The organism is Pseudomonas mendocina, assembly GCF_003008615.1.
Taxonomy (GTDB): Bacteria; Pseudomonadota; Gammaproteobacteria; order Pseudomonadales; family Pseudomonadaceae; genus Aquipseudomonas; species Aquipseudomonas mendocina_C.
On sequence record NZ_CP027657.1, the window covers coordinates 816,350 to 832,685 of the forward strand.

Here is a 16,336-nt window from a genome sequence, read left to right on the forward strand (position 1 = left end):
AGTAGGAGATAGACCATGGCTTTCGAATTGCCGCCGCTGCCTTACGAAAAGAACGCTCTCGAGCCTCACATTTCCGCCGAGACCCTGGAATTCCACCACGACAAGCACCACAACACCTACGTGGTGAACCTGAACAACCTGGTGCCGGGCACCGAGTTCGAAGGCAAGAGTCTGGAAGAGATCGTCAAGACTTCCTCGGGCGGCATCTTCAACAACGCCGCTCAGGTGTGGAACCACACCTTCTACTGGAACTGCCTGTCGCCCAATGGCGGTGGCCAGCCGACCGGCGCCCTGGCTGACGCCATCAACGCTGCCTTCGGTTCCTTCGACAAGTTCAAGGAAGAATTCAGCAAGGTTTCCATCGGCACCTTCGGCTCCGGCTGGGGCTGGCTGGTGAAGAAAGCTGACGGTTCCCTGGCCCTGGCCAGCACCATCGGCGCCGGCTGCCCGCTGACCAGCGGCGACACTCCGCTGCTGACCTGCGACGTCTGGGAACACGCTTACTACATCGACTACCGCAACCTGCGTCCGAAGTACGTCGAAGCGTTCTGGAACCTGGTCAACTGGGACTTCGTTGCCCAGAACTACGCGGCCTGAGTCCAAGCCTCGTAACGCAAGAACCCGGCCTCTCGGCCGGGTTTTTCGTTTCTGCCCCGAATATTCAGAAATGGGGGACGCCCTCCTATGCAGCCTCAGGTTAGAGCAGGCGTCGCGGAGAAAACGCCACCTCCTGTTCTTCCACTCGACTGACCGCCTGACTGAGCACCCGATCCGCTCGTACTGGACCGAGAAACTCGCACAAGCCGATATAGAGCAGATTGAGCAACTTGCGCAGCTGTTCCAGACCGAGGCTTTCTATGCCCTCTTGCGTCCCCTGCTCCAGCCAGGCCCGCAGCCGAGTGGCCAGCTCCGCCCCGATCTGCATCCCTCCCAGGTTGCCAGCAGCGAATCGACGCAAGGCCTGCTGCTGCGGTACTTCCAGTTGTTCCAGCAATGCCTGACTGAGCGAGAGGAAGGTTTTCTGGGCGGCAGCATCCGGCTTGGCCACACTGCGAATCGCCTCGTTACGGCCCTGGCGCCAGGCCAGTAATTGTTCTTCCGGATCCGGCAACAACTGCGAGGGCGGCCCGGTCAAGGCGCCGACCAGCTCGCGATACAGACGCGCGCGCTCGAGCTTGCGCTCAGTGCGCAGAACCACTTCGGCGAGAAACTCATTGAGTGCAAAGGGCGGCTTGTCGGCGTACTTGCTCTCCCACAATGCCAGCAGGGGCCAGATTTCCTCCTCGGAGAAGTGTCCGGCCAGGCCGGTATAGATGGCGCGGCGACGAAGGCTCAGTCTCATCCTCAGCCCCTCCTCGACCACTGCTCACTATCGAAGGTCTGCGCCAGGTTGAATTCTGGATACCCCACCTCGGCGTGCTCGGCAAAATCGAGCCCGCGCTGTTCCTGCTGCGGCGTCACGCGCAGACCGATGGTCTTGGCCAGCAGCAGGTACATCAGCAGCGCCATGGGAAATGCCCAGAGGAAAGCAGAAGCGGCGCCCAACGCCTGAATCGCCACGCGCGACCAGTTGAACAGATCGCCCTGATAGAACAACCCCGCGGCCAGCGTGCCCCAGATGCCGGCAAAGCCATGCACAGACACTGCACCGACGACATCGTCGATACGCAACCGGTCGAGCAGGCGCATGCCGAACACCACCACGAAACCAGCCAGCAAACCGCTGAGCGCGGCGAACCCCGGAGCCATCGTCGCGCAGCCTGCCGTGATTCCCACCAGCCCCCCGAGCGAGCCGTTGACGGTGGTGGTCAGCAGGATCGGGCTGGCGGTACTGCGCTGTGCCAACAAGGCACCAATGGCACCAGAAACAGCAGCAAGGTGGGTATTCAGAGCGATCAATCCCAGACTGGTGCTGACCTCCAGATTGCTCCCGGCATTGAAGCCGAACCAGCCGAACCAGAGGATGAAACCGCCCAGCGCCACCATGCCGAGATTGTGGCCGGGAATCATCCGCGCCTCACCGTCACTGCCGAAGCGACCCAGTCGTGGCCCGAGTACCAGAATGCCAGCCAATGCACACCAGGCACCGACGCTATGCACCACGGTAGAACCGGCGAAGTCGACGAACCCCATCTTGGCCAGCCAACCCTGACCACCATAGACACCGCTCCATACCCAACTACCAAATATCGGGTAGATCACACCACTGATCAGCACCGCGCCAATCAGATACGCCGAGTAACGCGTGCGCTCGGCCATCGCGCCACTGGCGATGGTCGCCGCAGTGACAGCGAACATCATCTGAAACAATAGGAAGGTGTAATCCCAGGGCTCGCCCTCGTGCAGACCGAAATGGCTCATGCCGAACCAGCCTGTGAGGTTGCTGCCGAACATCAGGCCGAAGCCCACCAGCCAGAAGACGATGCCGCCCACGCAGCTGTCCATGTAGTTCTTCATCATCACGTTGACCGCATTCTTCGCGCGCGACATGCCGCTTTCCAACAAGGCGAAACCGGCCTGCATGAAGAACACCAGGACACTGGCCAGCACGATCCAGGCGATATTGATCGCCTCGTCATCGGCGGCATGTGCATACGGGGTAAAGCAGACAACGACGAACCACAGCCACAGTGTTTTCATCCGAGCCCCCTCATAATGGTCACGTCAGCCTTCGCAACTCTTGTGCCAGCCATTGGCCATGTCAGATAGCGCTCAAGTCCGCGAAATTCGCACCGACACAGAGCAAGGGGCACGGCCAGAGGGATTGCCACGCACCATGAGCGATCCTTGAAAACAAAAAGTGCCACCAGTGATGATGGCCCTTTGACGGCTAGGTCGAGATTGCCAATACTCTCGTCTGACTGACGCTGTAAGCATCGACACAAGGAATTGCCTTTGAAGCTGGAATTGAAGAACAGCTTGTCACTCAAGTTGCTCCGCGTAGTGCTGCTGTCGGCACTGGTAGTGGGAGTGGTGCTGAGCTGCGCGCAGATCGTGTTCGATGCCTACAAGACGCGCCAGGCGGTTGCCAATGACGCGCAACGCATTCTGGGGATGTTCCGCGACCCATCGACCCAGGCCGTGTACAGCCTGGATCGGGAAATGGGCATGCAGGTGATCGAAGGCCTGTTTCAGCACGAGTCGGTGCGCTACGCCGCCATCGGCCACCCCAACGAGCCCATGCTGGCGGAAAAATCCCGCGACCTGGCGCAGATCCCGACACGCTGGCTGACCGACCCGATTCTCGGCCAGGAGCAGCAGTTCTCCACCAAACTGGTTGGCCGAGGCCCCTACAGCGAATACTACGGCGACCTCAACATCACCCTCGACACGGCCCCTTACGGTGAGAGCTTCGTCACCAACTCGGTGATCATCTTCATCTCCGGCGTGTTACGCGCCATGGCCATGGGCCTGGTGCTGTACCTGGTCTATCACTGGCTGCTGACCAAACCGCTGTCGAAGATCATCGAGCACCTGACCCACATCAACCCGGATCGCCCCAGCGAACACAAGTTGCCCATGCTCAAGGGCAACGAGAAGAACGAACTGGGCTTGTGGATCAACACCGCCAACCAGCTTCTATCCTCCATCGAGCGCAACACCCACCTGCGCCGGGAGGCCGAGAACAGCCTGCTGCGCATGGCTCAGTACGACTTCCTTACCGGCCTGCCCAACCGCCAGCAACTGCAGCAGCAGCTCGACCAGATTCTCGAAGACGCCGGCCGCCTGCAACGCCGCGTCGCCGTGCTGTGTGTCGGTCTGGACGATTTCAAGGGCATCAACGAGCAATTCAGCTACCAGAGCGGCGACCAGCTACTGCTCGCGCTCTCCGACCGCCTGCGTAGTCACAGTGGCCGTCTTGGCGCCCTGGCGCGTCTTGGTGGCGACCAGTTCGCCCTGGTTCAGGCCGATATCGAGCAGCCCTACGAAGCCGCCGAACTGGCGCAGAGCGTGCTCGATGACCTGGAACTACCCTTCCTGCTCGACCATCAGGAAGTGCGTCTGCGCGCCACCATCGGTATCACCCTGTTCCCGGAAGATGGCGACAGCACCGAGAAGCTGCTGCAGAAAGCCGAACAGACCATGACCCTGGCCAAGAGCCGCTCGCGCAATCGCTACCAGTTCTACATCGCCAGCGTCGACAGCGAGATGCGTCGCCGTCGCGAGCTGGAGAAGGATCTACGCGACGCCCTGGCGCAGAACCAGCTGCACCTGGTCTATCAGCCGCAGGTGGATTATCGCGACCACCGCGTGGTCGGCGTCGAAGCGCTGCTGCGCTGGCAACACCCGCAGCATGGTTTCGTTCCACCGGATCTGTTCATTCCGCTGGCCGAACAGAACGGCACCATCATTCCCATCGGCGAATGGATTCTCGACCAGACCTGTCGCCAATTGCGCGAATGGCACGACCAGGGGTTCACCGACCTGCGTATGGCCATCAACCTGTCCACCGTGCAGCTGCACCACTCGGAGCTGCCGCGCGTGGTCAACAACCTGATGCAGGTCTACCGCCTGCCACCGAAGAGCCTCGAGCTGGAAGTCACCGAAACCGGCCTGATGGAAGACATCAGCACGGCCGCGCAGCACCTGCTCAGCCTGCGCCGCTCAGGTGCGCTGATCGCCATCGACGACTTCGGTACCGGCTACTCCTCGCTGAGCTATCTGAAGAGCCTGCCGCTGGACAAGATCAAGATCGACAAGAGCTTCGTGCAGGATCTGCTCGAAGACGAGGACGACGCTACCATCGTTCGCGCCATCATCCAGTTGGGCAAGAGCCTGGGCATGCAGGTAATCGCCGAAGGTGTGGAAACCGCCGAACAGGAGGCCTACATCATCGCTCAGGGCTGTCACGAGGGTCAGGGTTATCTGTACAGCAAACCGCTGCCGGCGCGCGAATTGACCCTGTTCCTCAAGCAGGCAAGACGCCTGAGTTCTGCCGCGACACTCTAGACGGCCACCGCAAGGAAAAGCCGGTGCGCATGGCGCACCCTACAATGTCGCACACAGCCTCAGCATCACCGAGGGCGCGCTTTACCAGTGCTGCACGCCGAACAGCCAGGCCGTGGACAGCGCACCTGCCAGACACAGCGCCGCGCCTGCGGCAGCCTGCCAATAGAAACTGCGCGCCAGCTCGTCCTCTCCGCTATTGGAAAGAATGAAGGGCTGACGCTCACCGGGCTTGCTCATCTGGTGCCGCGCAGGCTGCGCTGCCTTGCGCCGATGCCGATCCTCGGCTTCGAGTTGCGCCGCCAGGCGCACACGATTCCACTCCAGCTCATCGAGTTCACCATTACCGTCGCTGTCGAAACGCCGCAGCAAGCCGACGTAATCGCCTTTCCACTCACGGATCACCTCGCCCTGAGCCGAGTGCATGTCGAAACCCTGCTGCGCAGCGCCGTGAGTACGGAAATCGCCGATGGCATACAGCGGTTGGCCGGCATGAAAACGCTCTTCGCTGTAGCGGTAGCGTTTGCCGCTGGTGAGAAAACCGAACAGCCCGGTCTTGGCTGGGCCCAGAGGGTGACGCAGGTTACCCTCCCAGACCTCGCGAACTGCCGTGCGAATCTCCGCCCCGCGCGGGTCGATCAGGCACTCACCGGTGCCATCGACCAGGCGCAACCAGGTATCGCTGGCGCCACTCTCGACAACCCGCCAACTGCGTTTCTTGTCGCTGGAGACGTACTCTTCGATACGGAAGCGCCACCACAGGCAGGGTTTGCCAGTCAGCGGCCCGCGAGTCTGCACATCCGGCAGTTCTTCGAGCACACCATAAAGTTCGACATAGCCCTGCGCCGCCGAACGAATCTTCGAAGTTGGCGTGTCGAGCAGGTGGCGTGCCTGCGACCAACGTCGCAAGCACCACCAACCACCGCCCAGGCAGGCACCGAGGGTGAAGAACAGTGCGACCAGAAAGCCGAGAGGATCGCCGTGCATCATCTCAGTTGAACAGGGACTTGATATCGACGTCGGCTTTCTCCGCGTCGCTGAACACCAGCAACTCGGCCGCCTGGAAGTTGAACATGCGCGCGATGATCACATCCGGAAACTGCTCGATGCGCACGTTGTTGAGATTGACCGCTTCGTTGTACAACTCACGCCGGTCGGCGATGCCGTTTTCCAGACCGCTGATGCGTTGCTGCAGATGCTGGAAGCTGTCATTGGCCTTGAGCTCCGGGTAGTTCTCGGCCAGGGCGAACAATTGCCCCAGGCCGGCGCGCAGACCACTTTCGGCCTTGCCCAGGGCGCCTACGTCATGTTGTTCGCGAGCACTGGCAACCGCGCTGCGCGCCGCGATTACACGTTCCAGCGTGGAGCCTTCGTACTGCATGTACTGCTTGCAGGTTTCCACCAGCTTGGGCAGCTCGTCATGACGCTGCTTGAGCAACACGTCGATATTCGACCAGGCCTTGCTCACTCCATGCTTGAGACGCACCAGGCCGTTGTACAACGACACCGCGTAGGCGCCCAGCAAAATGAGGACGACGATCAGGATCACGGCGGTCAGGCTCATGCAGTTTTCTCCATGCAGAACTGCGAATCGGGTGCTGGCATTCTAACGGCAGTCACGGGCGGCGGAAGCGATATCCCGCACAGCAACGAATAATGGCCTTTACACATAATGCGAAACATTTGCATTATGTTGCAGTTTTTCAGGTACCCCTGCGTACCATCCACATTCTGTACATGCAAAGGACCACGCCATGATTCGTATGCCCCTGGCTTCCGCCAGCCTGCTGGCCATCGCCATTTCCCTCGCCGGCTGCGGTGAAGACAAAGCGCCTGCCAACCAAGCGGCGGCTCCGGCTGCCAGCACCGAGAGCACCGTCACCAGCGCAGCCGCCAAGGTCGACGAAGCAGCTGCGCAGGCAGTAGTGAAGCACTACGCTGACCTGGCTCTGGCCGTATTCAGCGACGCAGCCAGCACCGGCAAGGCCCTGCAGAGCGCCGTGGATGCCCTGCTCGCCGACCCGAGCGAGGCGACCCTGAAGGCTGCTCGTGAAGCCTGGCTGGCCGCGCGCGTACCGTACATGCAGACCGAAGTGTTCCGCTTCGGCAACCCGGTGGTGGACGAGTGGGAAGGTCAGCTCAACGCCTGGCCGCTGGACGAAGGCCTGATCGACTACGTCGCCGCCGACTACCAGCATGCGCTGGGCAACCCGGGCGCACAGGCCAACATCATCGCCAACACCGAAATCCAGGTGGGTGAAGACAAGATCGACGTCAGCGAAATCACCGGCGAGCTGCTGGCTAGCCTGAACGAGCTGGGCGGTTCCGAAGCCAACGTCGCCACCGGCTACCATGCCATCGAATTCCTGCTCTGGGGCCAGGATCTGAACGGCACCAACCCTGGCGCCGGCGAGCGTCCCTACACCGATTACCTGGTGGGCGAAGGCGCTACCGGTGGTCACAACGAGCGTCGCCGCACCTACCTGAAAGCTGCCACCGACCTGCTGGTCAGCGACCTGGACGAAATGGTCGAGCAGTGGAAAGACGGCGTCGAAGGTAACTACCGCAGCGAGCTGCTGGCCGACTCCGCCGAGAACGGTATGCGCAAGATGCTGTTCGGCATGGGCAGCCTGTCACTGGGCGAACTGGCCGGCGAGCGCATGAAAGTCGCGCTGGAAGCCAACTCCACCGAAGACGAGCACGATTGCTTCAGCGACAACACCCACAACTCGCACTTCTACAATGGCCTGGGCATCCGCAACGTCTATCTGGGCGAGTACAAGAAAGCCGATGGCAGCACCCTGACCGGCCCGAGCCTGTCTGAACTGGTCGCCAAAATCGACGCTCAGGCTGACAGCACCCTCAAGGCCGATCTGGACGCCACCCAGGCCGAACTGCAAAAGCTGGTCGACAGTGCCGAGAAGAACAACGTGCACTTCGATCAACTGATCGCAGCCGACAACGCCGAAGGTCAGGCTCTGGTTCGCGGCGCCATCGCTGCACTGGTCAAGCAGACCGGCGCTATCGAGCAGGCCGCCGGCAAGCTGGGCATCAGCGACCTGAACCCGGACACCGCCGATCACGAGTTCTGATCGAAACGCAGGGTTGAACAACCGGCGCATCCGCAAGGAGCGCCGGTTTTTTTATGGCGGCTGTTACGCTCAGTAGGGTGCGCCGTGCGCACCGGGGAAATGCTCGGGCTGCTGGTGCGCACGGCGCTCCCTAAGAATCCCCAACCACAACCCGCGCTACGCCGCTGCGGTATTCGCCAGGGCTGACGCCATAGACCTGCTTGAACTGCCGTGACAGATGACTCTGATCGGCAAAACCCAGCTGCATGGCGACCGCGACTGCCGAGCAACCGCCTTTGAGCAAGGCACGCGCCTGCTCCAGGCGTCGCTGTTTGAGCCAGGCATGCGGAGGCAGGCCAGTGGCGCGACGAAAAACCCGGGCGAAGTGAAAGGGCGACAGATTGACTGCACTCGCCAACTCTTCCAGCGAGGGTGGCTCGACCAGTCTTTCGGCGAGCATCTGCTTGGCGCACGAAACGGCCCAGGGCTCGCGGCCGGGCAACGGTGGCTCGGCTATTCGCGCATGACGCTGGAACAACGCCAGAATGGCTTCGCGCCAGGCCAGTTGCTGCTGCAATGCCTCAGCACCATCCTCGAGCAGGCGATGCAGATGCAGAAAGGCCGCATGCAGCTGCGGGTCATGCAGCACGCTGGAGTCGAATGACGGCATGCCGGCGCTGGCCAGACCGAGTTCCTGCAATGCACCCAGTACCTGGCCGTTGCTGGGGTAGAACCCCCGGTAACGCCAACCATCTTCATGAGCCTTGGAACCGGTATGTACCTCATCCGGGTTGATCAGCACCATGCTGCCCTGCGGCGCCAAATGATCGCAGCCGCGATGGCGAAAGCGCTGGGCGCCGTGTTCGATCACGGTGAAGACGAAGCCCTCGTGCACATGAGGTGCGAAGCGTTGCTCGCGATAACGCGCCTGTAACAGTTCTACCCCGGATAACGCCGAGGCCTGCCAGAAACGTGTGTGCTCGCGACTCGCCATGAGGATCAGGCGCCGAAGCGCGACTCCAGTGCTTCGCGCACCTGCGGCCATTGCTGATCGGTGATGCTGTACAGCACGGTGTCGTCGAGACGTCCATCGGCCAGGCGACGATGATTGCGCAGCAGCCCTTCACGCACGGCACCGAGCTTTTCGATGGCGCGCTGCGAGCGCAGGTTGCTGGCTGCGGTCTTCAGTTGCACGCGCACCATGCCCCAGTTGTCGAAGGCATGCTTGAGCATCAGGTACTTGATGCTGGTGTTCAGCCCACTGCCATGCTGGCTGCGATCGAGCCAGGTCCAGCCAATTTCACAGGCCGGCAGCGTGTTCATGAAATCAGCGAAACGAGTCGTCCCCACCAGCACGTCGCCGAGCCGGATGACGAACGGCAGTGCGCGCTGCTCGCGCAGATCGGCCAGCGCGCTGCGATACCAATCCAGACGCTGAGTACCACTCATGTAAAGCAGCTCTTCGCGATTGGCCTCGGCCAGCGCCACCAATGCAGGAATATCGGCATCGGCCAGCGGTTCCAGGCGTAAAGCACCACGTTGCAGCGTGACCAGTTGCGGCTTGAACATTAGGATCCCTCCTGAGTCCCAGATCGATCACGCTATCAGGCGCCCGACTCCGACACAATCGACCCGTGCCGCAAAGCCCGGCAGCCACCGTGCGACCTTGGTCGCAGCCGACAGTGCGCTGCTTTGTGCAACACTGCATTATCGTCCGCCTCGCCCACCGGCGCTGGCCGTTCTCGTTCCTTGCTGCGTTCTGGAGTTCGCATGTCGCTGTCCCCTGGGCTGATTGCCGCGGTCGCGCTGATCTACATGACCATCCTCTTCGCCATCGCGTTCTACGGCGACCGTCGTAGCACGCCGATGTCGCCGAAGGTTCGCGCCTGGGTCTACAGCCTGTCACTGGCGGTGTACTGCACGAGCTGGACATTCTTCGGTGCGGTGGGCCAGGCGGCCGAGCAGCTGTGGTCGTTCCTGCCGATCTACTTGGGGCCGATCATCCTGTTGCTGACCATGCCCTGGGTGCTGCAGAAGATGGTCATGATCAGCAAGCAGGAAAACATCACCTCCATCGCCGACTTCATCGCCGCCCGTTATGGCAAGTCGCAACCGCTGGCTATCGTCGTCGCACTGATCTGTCTGGTCGGCGTGTTGCCCTATATCGCCCTGCAGCTCAAGGGCATCGTGCTCGGCGTCAACCTGCTGATTGGCGTGCACGCCCAGGACACCGGCACCAGTGCGCAGGACACCGCGCTGATCGTGTCGCTGGCCCTGGCGCTGTTCACCATCCTGTTCGGCACGCGCAACCTGGACGTCACCGAGCACCACCGGGGCATGGTGCTGGCCATCGCCTTCGAGTCGCTGGTCAAACTGCTGGCCTTCCTCGCCGTCGGCGCCTTCGTCACCTTCGGCCTTTACAACGGTTTCAATGACCTGATAGCACAGGCGCACAACACCCGAGAGCTCGATGCCTTCTGGAGCGAGGCCGTGAACTGGCCCGCCATGCTGGTACAGACAGGTATGGCGATGATCGCCATCATCTGCCTGCCACGGCAGTTCCATGTCACCGTGGTAGAGAACATCGAACCCAAGGATCTGCGCCTGGCGCGCTGGGTGTTTCCAGCCTATCTGGTACTGGCCGCCCTGTTCGTGGTGCCCATCGCGCTGGCCGGACAGATGCTGTTACCGGCAGGCGTGACCCCGGACTCCTTCGTCATCAGCCTGCCGCTGGCCGAGGCGCATCCTGGCCTGGCGGTACTGGCTTTCATCGGCGGCGCTTCAGCCGCCACTGGCATGGTGATCGTCGCCTCCGTGGCCCTGTCGACCATGATTTCCAACGACATGCTGCTGCCCTGGCTGTTGCGCCGGCAGAGCACCGAGCGCCCGTTCGAAGCCTTCCGCCACTGGATGCTCACGGCACGTCGCGTCAGCATTGTACTGATCCTGCTGTTGGCTTACGTCTGCTACCGCCTGCTCGGTGAGGGCGCCAGCCTGGCCACCATCGGCCAGGTATCGTTCGCCGCCATCGGCCAGCTGGCGCCGGCTATGTTCGGTGCCCTGGTATGGAAGCAGGCCAACCGTCGTGGCGTGTTCGCCGGGTTGATCCTGGGTTCCATGCTGTGGTTCTACACCTTGGTGCTGCCGTTGGTGGCACGTGGCATGGGCTGGTCGCTGGAGAGTTTCCCCGCGCTGACCACCCTGCTCTACGCACCAATCGGCCTGCATGTCGATCCGCTGACCCGCGGTGTCGTGCTCTCGCTGGCCGGCAACTTCCTGCTGTTCGCCTGGGTTTCCTGGTTCTCCCGCACGCGGGTGTCCGAGCACTGGCAGGCCGGGCGCTTCATCGGTCACGACCTTGGCACCAAACCCAGCAGTCGCAGCCTGCTGGCGGTTCAGGTAGCCGACCTGTTGATGCTGGCCAGCCGCTTCGTTGGCGAGGAGCGCGCACGCAAGAGCTTCCTGCGCTTCGCTCAACGCCAGAGCAAAGGCAAGGAATTCGACCCCAACCAACCGGCCAACAGCGAATGGATCGCGCATACCGAGCGCCTGCTTGCCGGCGTGCTCGGTGCATCGAGCACGCGCGCGGTGGTCAAGGCGGCCATCGAAGGCCGCGAAATGCAGGTCGAGGATGTGGTGCGCATCGTCGACGAGGCCAGTGAGGTCATGCAGTTCAACCGCGCCCTGCTGCAGGGCGCGATCGAAAACATTACCCAGGGCATCAGCGTGGTCGATCAGAACCTGCGCCTGGTGGCCTGGAACCACCGCTATCTGGAACTGTTCGAGTACCCCGAGGGGCTGATCTACGTCGGCCGCCCCATCGCCGAGATCATCCGTTTCAATGCCGAACGCGGCATGCTCGGCGGCGGCGATGTCGAGGAGAACGTCGCCAAGCGCCTGTACTGGATGCGCCAGGGCACCGCGCATAGCTACGAGCGGGTCTTCCCCAATGGACGGGTGATCGAGCTGATCGGCAATCCGATGCCCGGTGGCGGCTTCGTCATGAGCTTCACCGACATCACCGAATTCCGTCAGGCCGAGCGTGCCCTCAAGGAAGCCAATGAGAGCCTGGAACGTCGCGTCGCCGAGCGAACCCAGGAACTGTCGCAGCTCAACCAGGCGCTGAGTGAAGCAAAAGCCCACGCCGAAGCGGCCAACCAGTCCAAGACCCGCTTTCTTGCAGCCGTCAGCCATGACCTGATGCAACCGCTCAACGCTGCGCGTCTGTTCTCCGCCGCACTGGCGCATCAGGATGATGCGCTGCCGGTGGAGGCGCAGGAGCTGGTACGCCACCTGGATAGCTCACTGCGCTCGGCCGAGGATCTGATCACCGACCTGCTGGATATTTCGCGCCTGGAAAACGGCCGGATCACCCCTGATCGCCACCCCTTCGCCCTGGCCAATCTGTTCGACACCCTCGCTGCCGAATTTGGCGTGCTGGCCACCGAACAGGGTATCGACCTGCGCGTACGGGGCAGCCGGCAGTGGATCGACAGCGACATCAAGCTGCTGCGCCGCATCCTGCAGAATTTCCTGACCAACGCCTTCCGCTACGCCAAGGGTCGCGTGGTGCTCGGCGTACGCCGTGAAGGCCAGCACCTGCGACTCGAAGTCTGGGACTGCGGCCCCGGCATTCCCGAGGACAAGCGCAAGGTGATCTTCGAGGAATTCAAACGCCTCGACAGCCACCAGACCCGCGCCGAAAAAGGTCTGGGCCTGGGTCTGGCGATTGCCGACGGCCTGTGCCGCGTACTCTCCCATCGCCTGGAAGTGCGTTCCTGGCCTGGCAAGGGCAGCGTGTTCAGCGTCAGCGTACCGCTGGTGCAGAAACCCGCCTCCCGTCCTCAGGCACAGGCCACCCAGGCCGTGCATGGTCAACCGCTGCAGGGTACCCAGGTGCTGTGCATCGACAACGAGGACAGCATCCTCACCGGCATGCACAGCCTGCTGTCGCGCTGGGGTTGCCAGGTGTGGACGGCGCGCAACCGCCTGGAGTGCGAGCACTTGCTGAGCGAGGAAGTACGCCCGCAACTGGCCCTGATCGACTATCACCTCGACGAAGGTGAAACCGGTACCGAGCTGATGGCCTGGCTACGTACGCGCATGGGCGAGCCCATGCCGGGCGTGGTGATCAGCGCCGACGGCCGCCCTGAGCTGGTGGCAGAAGTGCACGCCGCTGGCCTCGACTATCTGCCCAAGCCAGTCAAGCCTGCCGCCCTGCGCGCCTTGCTCAGTCGCCATCTGACCTTGCGCGGCTAACGGTGAGAGTATCCAGATGCCATCCGGGAGATCGTCCAGGCTACGGATAACTTCCGAGCCTGGGCAGATGCGACGCTAGTTGCGCTGCAGGAATCCCTGCAGCAACTGGTGCACCCGCTCGCTCAGTTCACGATTGGCCGCCACCGGCAGACCACGCGCCAGCTCGGCTTCGACCACCTGCTCGACCAGCGGTCGCAATTGCAGCAACTGGGCGCTGAGGCCTTCCAACTGGTCGGCACGGGGCAACGAGCTCTGCAGCAGCGGGTTGACCAGATGTCCGACGATCATCTGCACGATGCCTGTGGACACCTGCTCGACATGCCGGCGAATCGACTCCAGTTCATCGAGCAGCGCCGGCAGCGGGATACCGGCGCGATACAACTCCACGCCAGCAGCGAACAGACGCGGGCTGGGTACGCTCAGGTGATCGCCGGCAAATTGCAGCAACCCCATGGCCTGAGCGCGATCGATCACGGCATCATCCAGATCGTCGCCAAAGATCGCCTGCAACTCGGCGAACTCCAGCCGTCCCGGCTGCTCGGGCTCACCCGGGCCGCGAATGGCCTGCTCGAGCCCCAGCACATGAGCCAGATCACGGCCCTGCGCCCATGCCTCGAACAACTCGCGAATACTGGCGATGCTATAGCCACGCTCGAGCAACTGGCCGATCAGGCGCAAACGCGCCAGATGCTCACCGCTATAAATGCCGACGCGCCCACGGCGCTCGGGCGGCGGTAGCAGGCCACGATCCTGATAGGCGCGCACATTACGCACAGTGGTCTGCGCCGCCTGCGCCAGTTCGTCCACCGTGTATTCGGCGGCGACTGCCGCAGCCACGGGTGCGGCGCTACTCAGAAGGCGTTGGAAAAATGCGGAGGCTTGAGTCATGGCGCGATCATAGCCCTGCGCCAGCAAGGCTCACAACCGCCCCAACCAAGGGCTGGACTTGCTCGCAGCTGCCGCCTAGGAAACCCGCTAATTGCACCAGCAAGGCCGATTCCAGAGCACCTGGCACCTTGAGGTAACGCCGTAACGCTCCACTGCCACTTGATCTCGGGATGACTAGGCAAGTGCGCGTGGGCGCACAACAATGACGATTACATCAAACAATGTAATCGTCATCTCCCTGGAGCCTGCCATGTACCTGCTCGCTATCCGCCTGGGCCTTGCATCATGAATGCGCCACTGCAACGCCATGCATTGCCGCCGCAACAGGTGTGCGTTCACAGCGACGACCTGTGCCTGCAAGCCTACATCTGGGACAAGGCAGACGCACCGACCCTGCTGCTGGTGCATGGCTATCCGGACAATCATGAGATCTGGCTACCACTGGTTCGCGAGCTGGCAGCCGACTACCGCATCGTCGCCTATGACGTGCGCGGCTGTGGTGCCTCCCAGGTGCCGAAGCGTCTGCGTGACTATCGCCTGGAACAGTTGGCGCGCGACCTTGAAGCAGTGGTAAAGGCCACCAGCGCGGATCGCCCGGTGCACCTGATCGCCCATGACTGGGGCTCGATCCAGAGCTGGGAGGCGGTGACCGAGCCACGCATCCAGCCGCTGCTGGCGTCCTACACCAGCATTTCCGGCCCCTGTCTCGACCATGTCGGCCACTGGATGCGCGAACGTCTGACCTTGCGTCGCCCAAAGGCATTGCTACAAGCGCTGGGGCAGCTGCTCAGTTCCTGGTACATCGTCTTCTTCCACATCCCGCTGTTGCCGGAGCTGTGCTGGCGCCTGGGCCTGGATCGCGCCTGGCCCTGGCTGTTGCGTCGCCTCGAAGGCATACGCAACCTGCAGGCGAGCCGCACGCAACGCGCTGATGGCATGCGCGGCGTGCAGTTGTACCGCGCCAACTTCATTCGCAGTCTGCTGCGCCCACGCAGCCGCAGCACCCGCGTCCCGCTGCAACTGATCGTGCCGCTGAACGACCGTTTCGTGCGCCCACAGCTGTTCGACGACCTGCAGCATTGGGCGCCACTGCTGAGCCGCCGCGAAGTCCGCGCCGGCCATTGGCAGTTGCTGGCCGAGCCCACCGCCCTGGCCGGCTGGGTGCGTGAATACGTGAACAAACTGGAACAGGCACGCCCCCACGAGGCTCGCACATGAACCCGCCAAGCCAACCCGCACTGCAACAGCGCAAAGTGCGCTTCGACTTCGCCGACACCCCGCTGCACTGGGTACCGAACGAGCCGGAAGCTTCGCACATCATGAACGGCCTGCACCTGCTGTTGCCGGCCGGCGAGTTCTGGTTCTGCAAGGTCTACAACAAGGCACTCCCGCTGGTCAACGAAGCCGGTCTGCGCGAGGACGTGCGCGGTTTCGTGTTGCAGGAAGCCCAGCATGCCCGTGCTCATGGCAGCGCGCTAACGCCCTACCTGATCCGCCACGGCATTGATCCCAAGCCCTTTACCCGCAAGGTCGACTGGCTGTTCGACAAGGTTCTGTGCGACTACCCGCTGGGGGAAAATGCCCTGGCTCGCCGCCTGCAACCCTGGTGGTTGCGCCAGCGCGTCGGCCTGATCGCCGCCGTGGAGCACTTCACCTGCGTGCTCGGTGACTGGGTCGTCAACAGCCGCGGGCTCGATCATGCCGATCCGGTGATGCTCGATCTGCTGCGCTGGCATGGCGCCGAGGAGGTGGAGCATCGCTGCGTGGCTCATGACCTGCACGTGCACCTGGGCGGCAGCCTGGCGATGCGCTGGCTGTGCATGCTGATCGCCACGCCAGCGCTGCTCTATCTGTTCAGCGATGCGATGAAGATGATGATGCGCCAGGATCCGGCCACGCGTTACCGCCCTGGCTTTCTGCGCATGTGGCACGACCTGGGCAAGCGCGGTTTGCTGCCGACCACGGCCAGCGTGGGACGCTCGGTACTGCGCTATTTCAATCCGCGTTATCACCCGCGTGTCGAGGGCGATCTACAGGCGGCACTGGATTACCTGGCCAACTCGCCGGCCGCGCTACGCGCCGAGGCGGAAAAAGCCGCGGCCTGAAGCGGTGGATCGCCACATGTAGGGCGGGTGCAACCCGCCATTGGCGCTCCGGCGGGTTGCACCCGC

General features: G+C 62.6%; 13 protein-coding genes. 6 read left to right on the forward strand and 7 right to left on the reverse strand.

Features of this window, described 5'->3' with window-relative positions; all coding sequences use genetic code 11:
* The first annotated feature begins 15 nt into the window (after nucleotides 1–15).
* Nucleotides 16–597 carry a superoxide dismutase gene (locus C7A17_RS03850; protein ID WP_003462535.1) on the forward strand — a complete coding sequence of 194 codons (582 nt, stop codon included), beginning with the start codon at nucleotides 16–18 and terminating at the stop codon, nucleotides 595–597.
* Nucleotides 598–697: 100 nt separating this feature from the next.
* On the opposite strand, the gene C7A17_RS03855 is transcribed toward C7A17_RS03850, so the two are convergent.
* On the reverse strand, nucleotides 698–1,342 hold the full coding sequence (locus C7A17_RS03855) for a hypothetical protein (RefSeq protein ID WP_106736774.1): 645 nt from the start codon (nucleotides 1,340–1,342) through the stop codon (nucleotides 698–700).
* Between the two features lie 2 nt (nucleotides 1,343–1,344).
* A complete protein-coding gene (locus tag C7A17_RS03860) occupies nucleotides 1,345–2,640 on the reverse strand; it encodes an ammonium transporter (protein ID WP_106736775.1) in 1,296 nt (431 codons plus the stop codon).
* A 255-nt stretch (nucleotides 2,641–2,895) separates the two neighbouring features.
* Between C7A17_RS03860 and C7A17_RS03865 the strand changes: the two genes are divergently transcribed.
* Nucleotides 2,896–4,950, forward strand: a complete 2,055-nt coding sequence (locus C7A17_RS03865; protein ID WP_106736776.1) for a putative bifunctional diguanylate cyclase/phosphodiesterase — start codon at nucleotides 2,896–2,898, stop codon at nucleotides 4,948–4,950.
* An 81-nt stretch (nucleotides 4,951–5,031) separates the two neighbouring features.
* Here the strand turns inward: C7A17_RS03865 and C7A17_RS03870 are convergent, their stop codons facing one another.
* Both C7A17_RS03870 and C7A17_RS03875 read right to left on the reverse strand, forming a co-directional pair.
* Entirely contained in the window at nucleotides 5,032–5,937 is a 906-nt protein-coding gene (locus C7A17_RS03870) for a GIDE domain-containing protein (RefSeq protein ID WP_106736777.1), read from the reverse strand.
* A gap of 1 nt (nucleotide 5,938) precedes the next feature.
* Nucleotides 5,939–6,511: a LemA family protein gene (locus C7A17_RS03875; RefSeq protein WP_106736778.1), complete on the reverse strand. Its 573-nt coding sequence runs from the start codon at nucleotides 6,509–6,511 to the stop codon at nucleotides 5,939–5,941.
* Between the two features lie 190 nt (nucleotides 6,512–6,701).
* Between C7A17_RS03875 and C7A17_RS03880 the strand changes: the two genes are divergently transcribed.
* On the forward strand, nucleotides 6,702–8,039 hold the full coding sequence (locus C7A17_RS03880) for an imelysin family protein (protein WP_106736779.1): 1,338 nt from the start codon (nucleotides 6,702–6,704) through the stop codon (nucleotides 8,037–8,039).
* 130 nt (nucleotides 8,040–8,169) lie between these two features.
* Here the strand turns inward: C7A17_RS03880 and C7A17_RS03885 are convergent, their stop codons facing one another.
* Complete coding sequence (locus C7A17_RS03885; RefSeq protein WP_106736780.1) at nucleotides 8,170–9,012, reverse strand: helix-turn-helix transcriptional regulator; 843 nt, start codon at nucleotides 9,010–9,012, stop codon at nucleotides 8,170–8,172.
* Between the two features lie 5 nt (nucleotides 9,013–9,017).
* Nucleotides 9,018–9,587 (reverse strand): GNAT family N-acetyltransferase, encoded by a 570-nt coding sequence (locus C7A17_RS03890; protein WP_106736781.1) that lies wholly within the window; start codon nucleotides 9,585–9,587, stop codon nucleotides 9,018–9,020.
* A gap of 201 nt (nucleotides 9,588–9,788) precedes the next feature.
* Between C7A17_RS03890 and C7A17_RS03895 the strand changes: the two genes are divergently transcribed.
* The gene (locus tag C7A17_RS03895) at nucleotides 9,789–13,277 is read left to right on the forward strand and encodes a hybrid sensor histidine kinase/response regulator (protein WP_106736782.1); all 3,489 of its coding nucleotides are present in this window, start codon (nucleotides 9,789–9,791) and stop codon (nucleotides 13,275–13,277) included.
* 75 nt (nucleotides 13,278–13,352) lie between these two features.
* Here the strand turns inward: C7A17_RS03895 and C7A17_RS03900 are convergent, their stop codons facing one another.
* Entirely contained in the window at nucleotides 13,353–14,165 is an 813-nt protein-coding gene (locus C7A17_RS03900; protein ID WP_106736783.1) for a MerR family transcriptional regulator, read from the reverse strand.
* 285 nt (nucleotides 14,166–14,450) lie between these two features.
* Between C7A17_RS03900 and C7A17_RS03905 the strand changes: the two genes are divergently transcribed.
* Nucleotides 14,451–15,383 carry an alpha/beta fold hydrolase gene (locus C7A17_RS03905; protein WP_106736784.1) on the forward strand — a complete coding sequence of 311 codons (933 nt, stop codon included), beginning with the start codon at nucleotides 14,451–14,453 and terminating at the stop codon, nucleotides 15,381–15,383.
* Complete coding sequence (locus tag C7A17_RS03910) at nucleotides 15,380–16,270, forward strand: metal-dependent hydrolase (protein WP_106736785.1); 891 nt, start codon at nucleotides 15,380–15,382, stop codon at nucleotides 16,268–16,270. Before C7A17_RS03905 ends, C7A17_RS03910 begins: the two co-directional genes overlap by 4 nt.
* Nucleotides 16,271–16,336: the final 66 nt, after the last annotated feature.

Bases quoted from the DNA above. Each gene is read 5' to 3' on its own strand.
- C7A17_RS03850 (WP_003462535.1), top strand. From the start codon at position 16: ATGGCTTTCGAATTGCCGCCGCTGCCTTACGAAAAGAACGCTCTCGAG.
- C7A17_RS03855 (WP_106736774.1), bottom strand. From the start codon at position 1,342: ATGAGACTGAGCCTTCGTCGCCGCGCCATCTATACCGGCCTGGCCGGA.
- C7A17_RS03860 (WP_106736775.1), bottom strand. From the start codon at position 2,640: ATGAAAACACTGTGGCTGTGGTTCGTCGTTGTCTGCTTTACCCCGTAT.
- C7A17_RS03870 (WP_106736777.1), bottom strand. From the start codon at position 5,937: ATGATGCACGGCGATCCTCTCGGCTTTCTGGTCGCACTGTTCTTCACC.
- C7A17_RS03875 (WP_106736778.1), bottom strand. From the start codon at position 6,511: ATGAGCCTGACCGCCGTGATCCTGATCGTCGTCCTCATTTTGCTGGGC.
- C7A17_RS03880 (WP_106736779.1), top strand. From the start codon at position 6,702: ATGATTCGTATGCCCCTGGCTTCCGCCAGCCTGCTGGCCATCGCCATT.
- C7A17_RS03885 (WP_106736780.1), bottom strand. From the start codon at position 9,012: ATGGCGAGTCGCGAGCACACACGTTTCTGGCAGGCCTCGGCGTTATCC.
- C7A17_RS03890 (WP_106736781.1), bottom strand. From the start codon at position 9,587: ATGTTCAAGCCGCAACTGGTCACGCTGCAACGTGGTGCTTTACGCCTG.
- C7A17_RS03895 (WP_106736782.1), top strand. From the start codon at position 9,789: ATGTCGCTGTCCCCTGGGCTGATTGCCGCGGTCGCGCTGATCTACATG.
- C7A17_RS03900 (WP_106736783.1), bottom strand. From the start codon at position 14,165: ATGACTCAAGCCTCCGCATTTTTCCAACGCCTTCTGAGTAGCGCCGCA.
- C7A17_RS03905 (WP_106736784.1), top strand. From the start codon at position 14,451: ATGAATGCGCCACTGCAACGCCATGCATTGCCGCCGCAACAGGTGTGC.
- C7A17_RS03910 (WP_106736785.1), top strand. From the start codon at position 15,380: ATGAACCCGCCAAGCCAACCCGCACTGCAACAGCGCAAAGTGCGCTTC.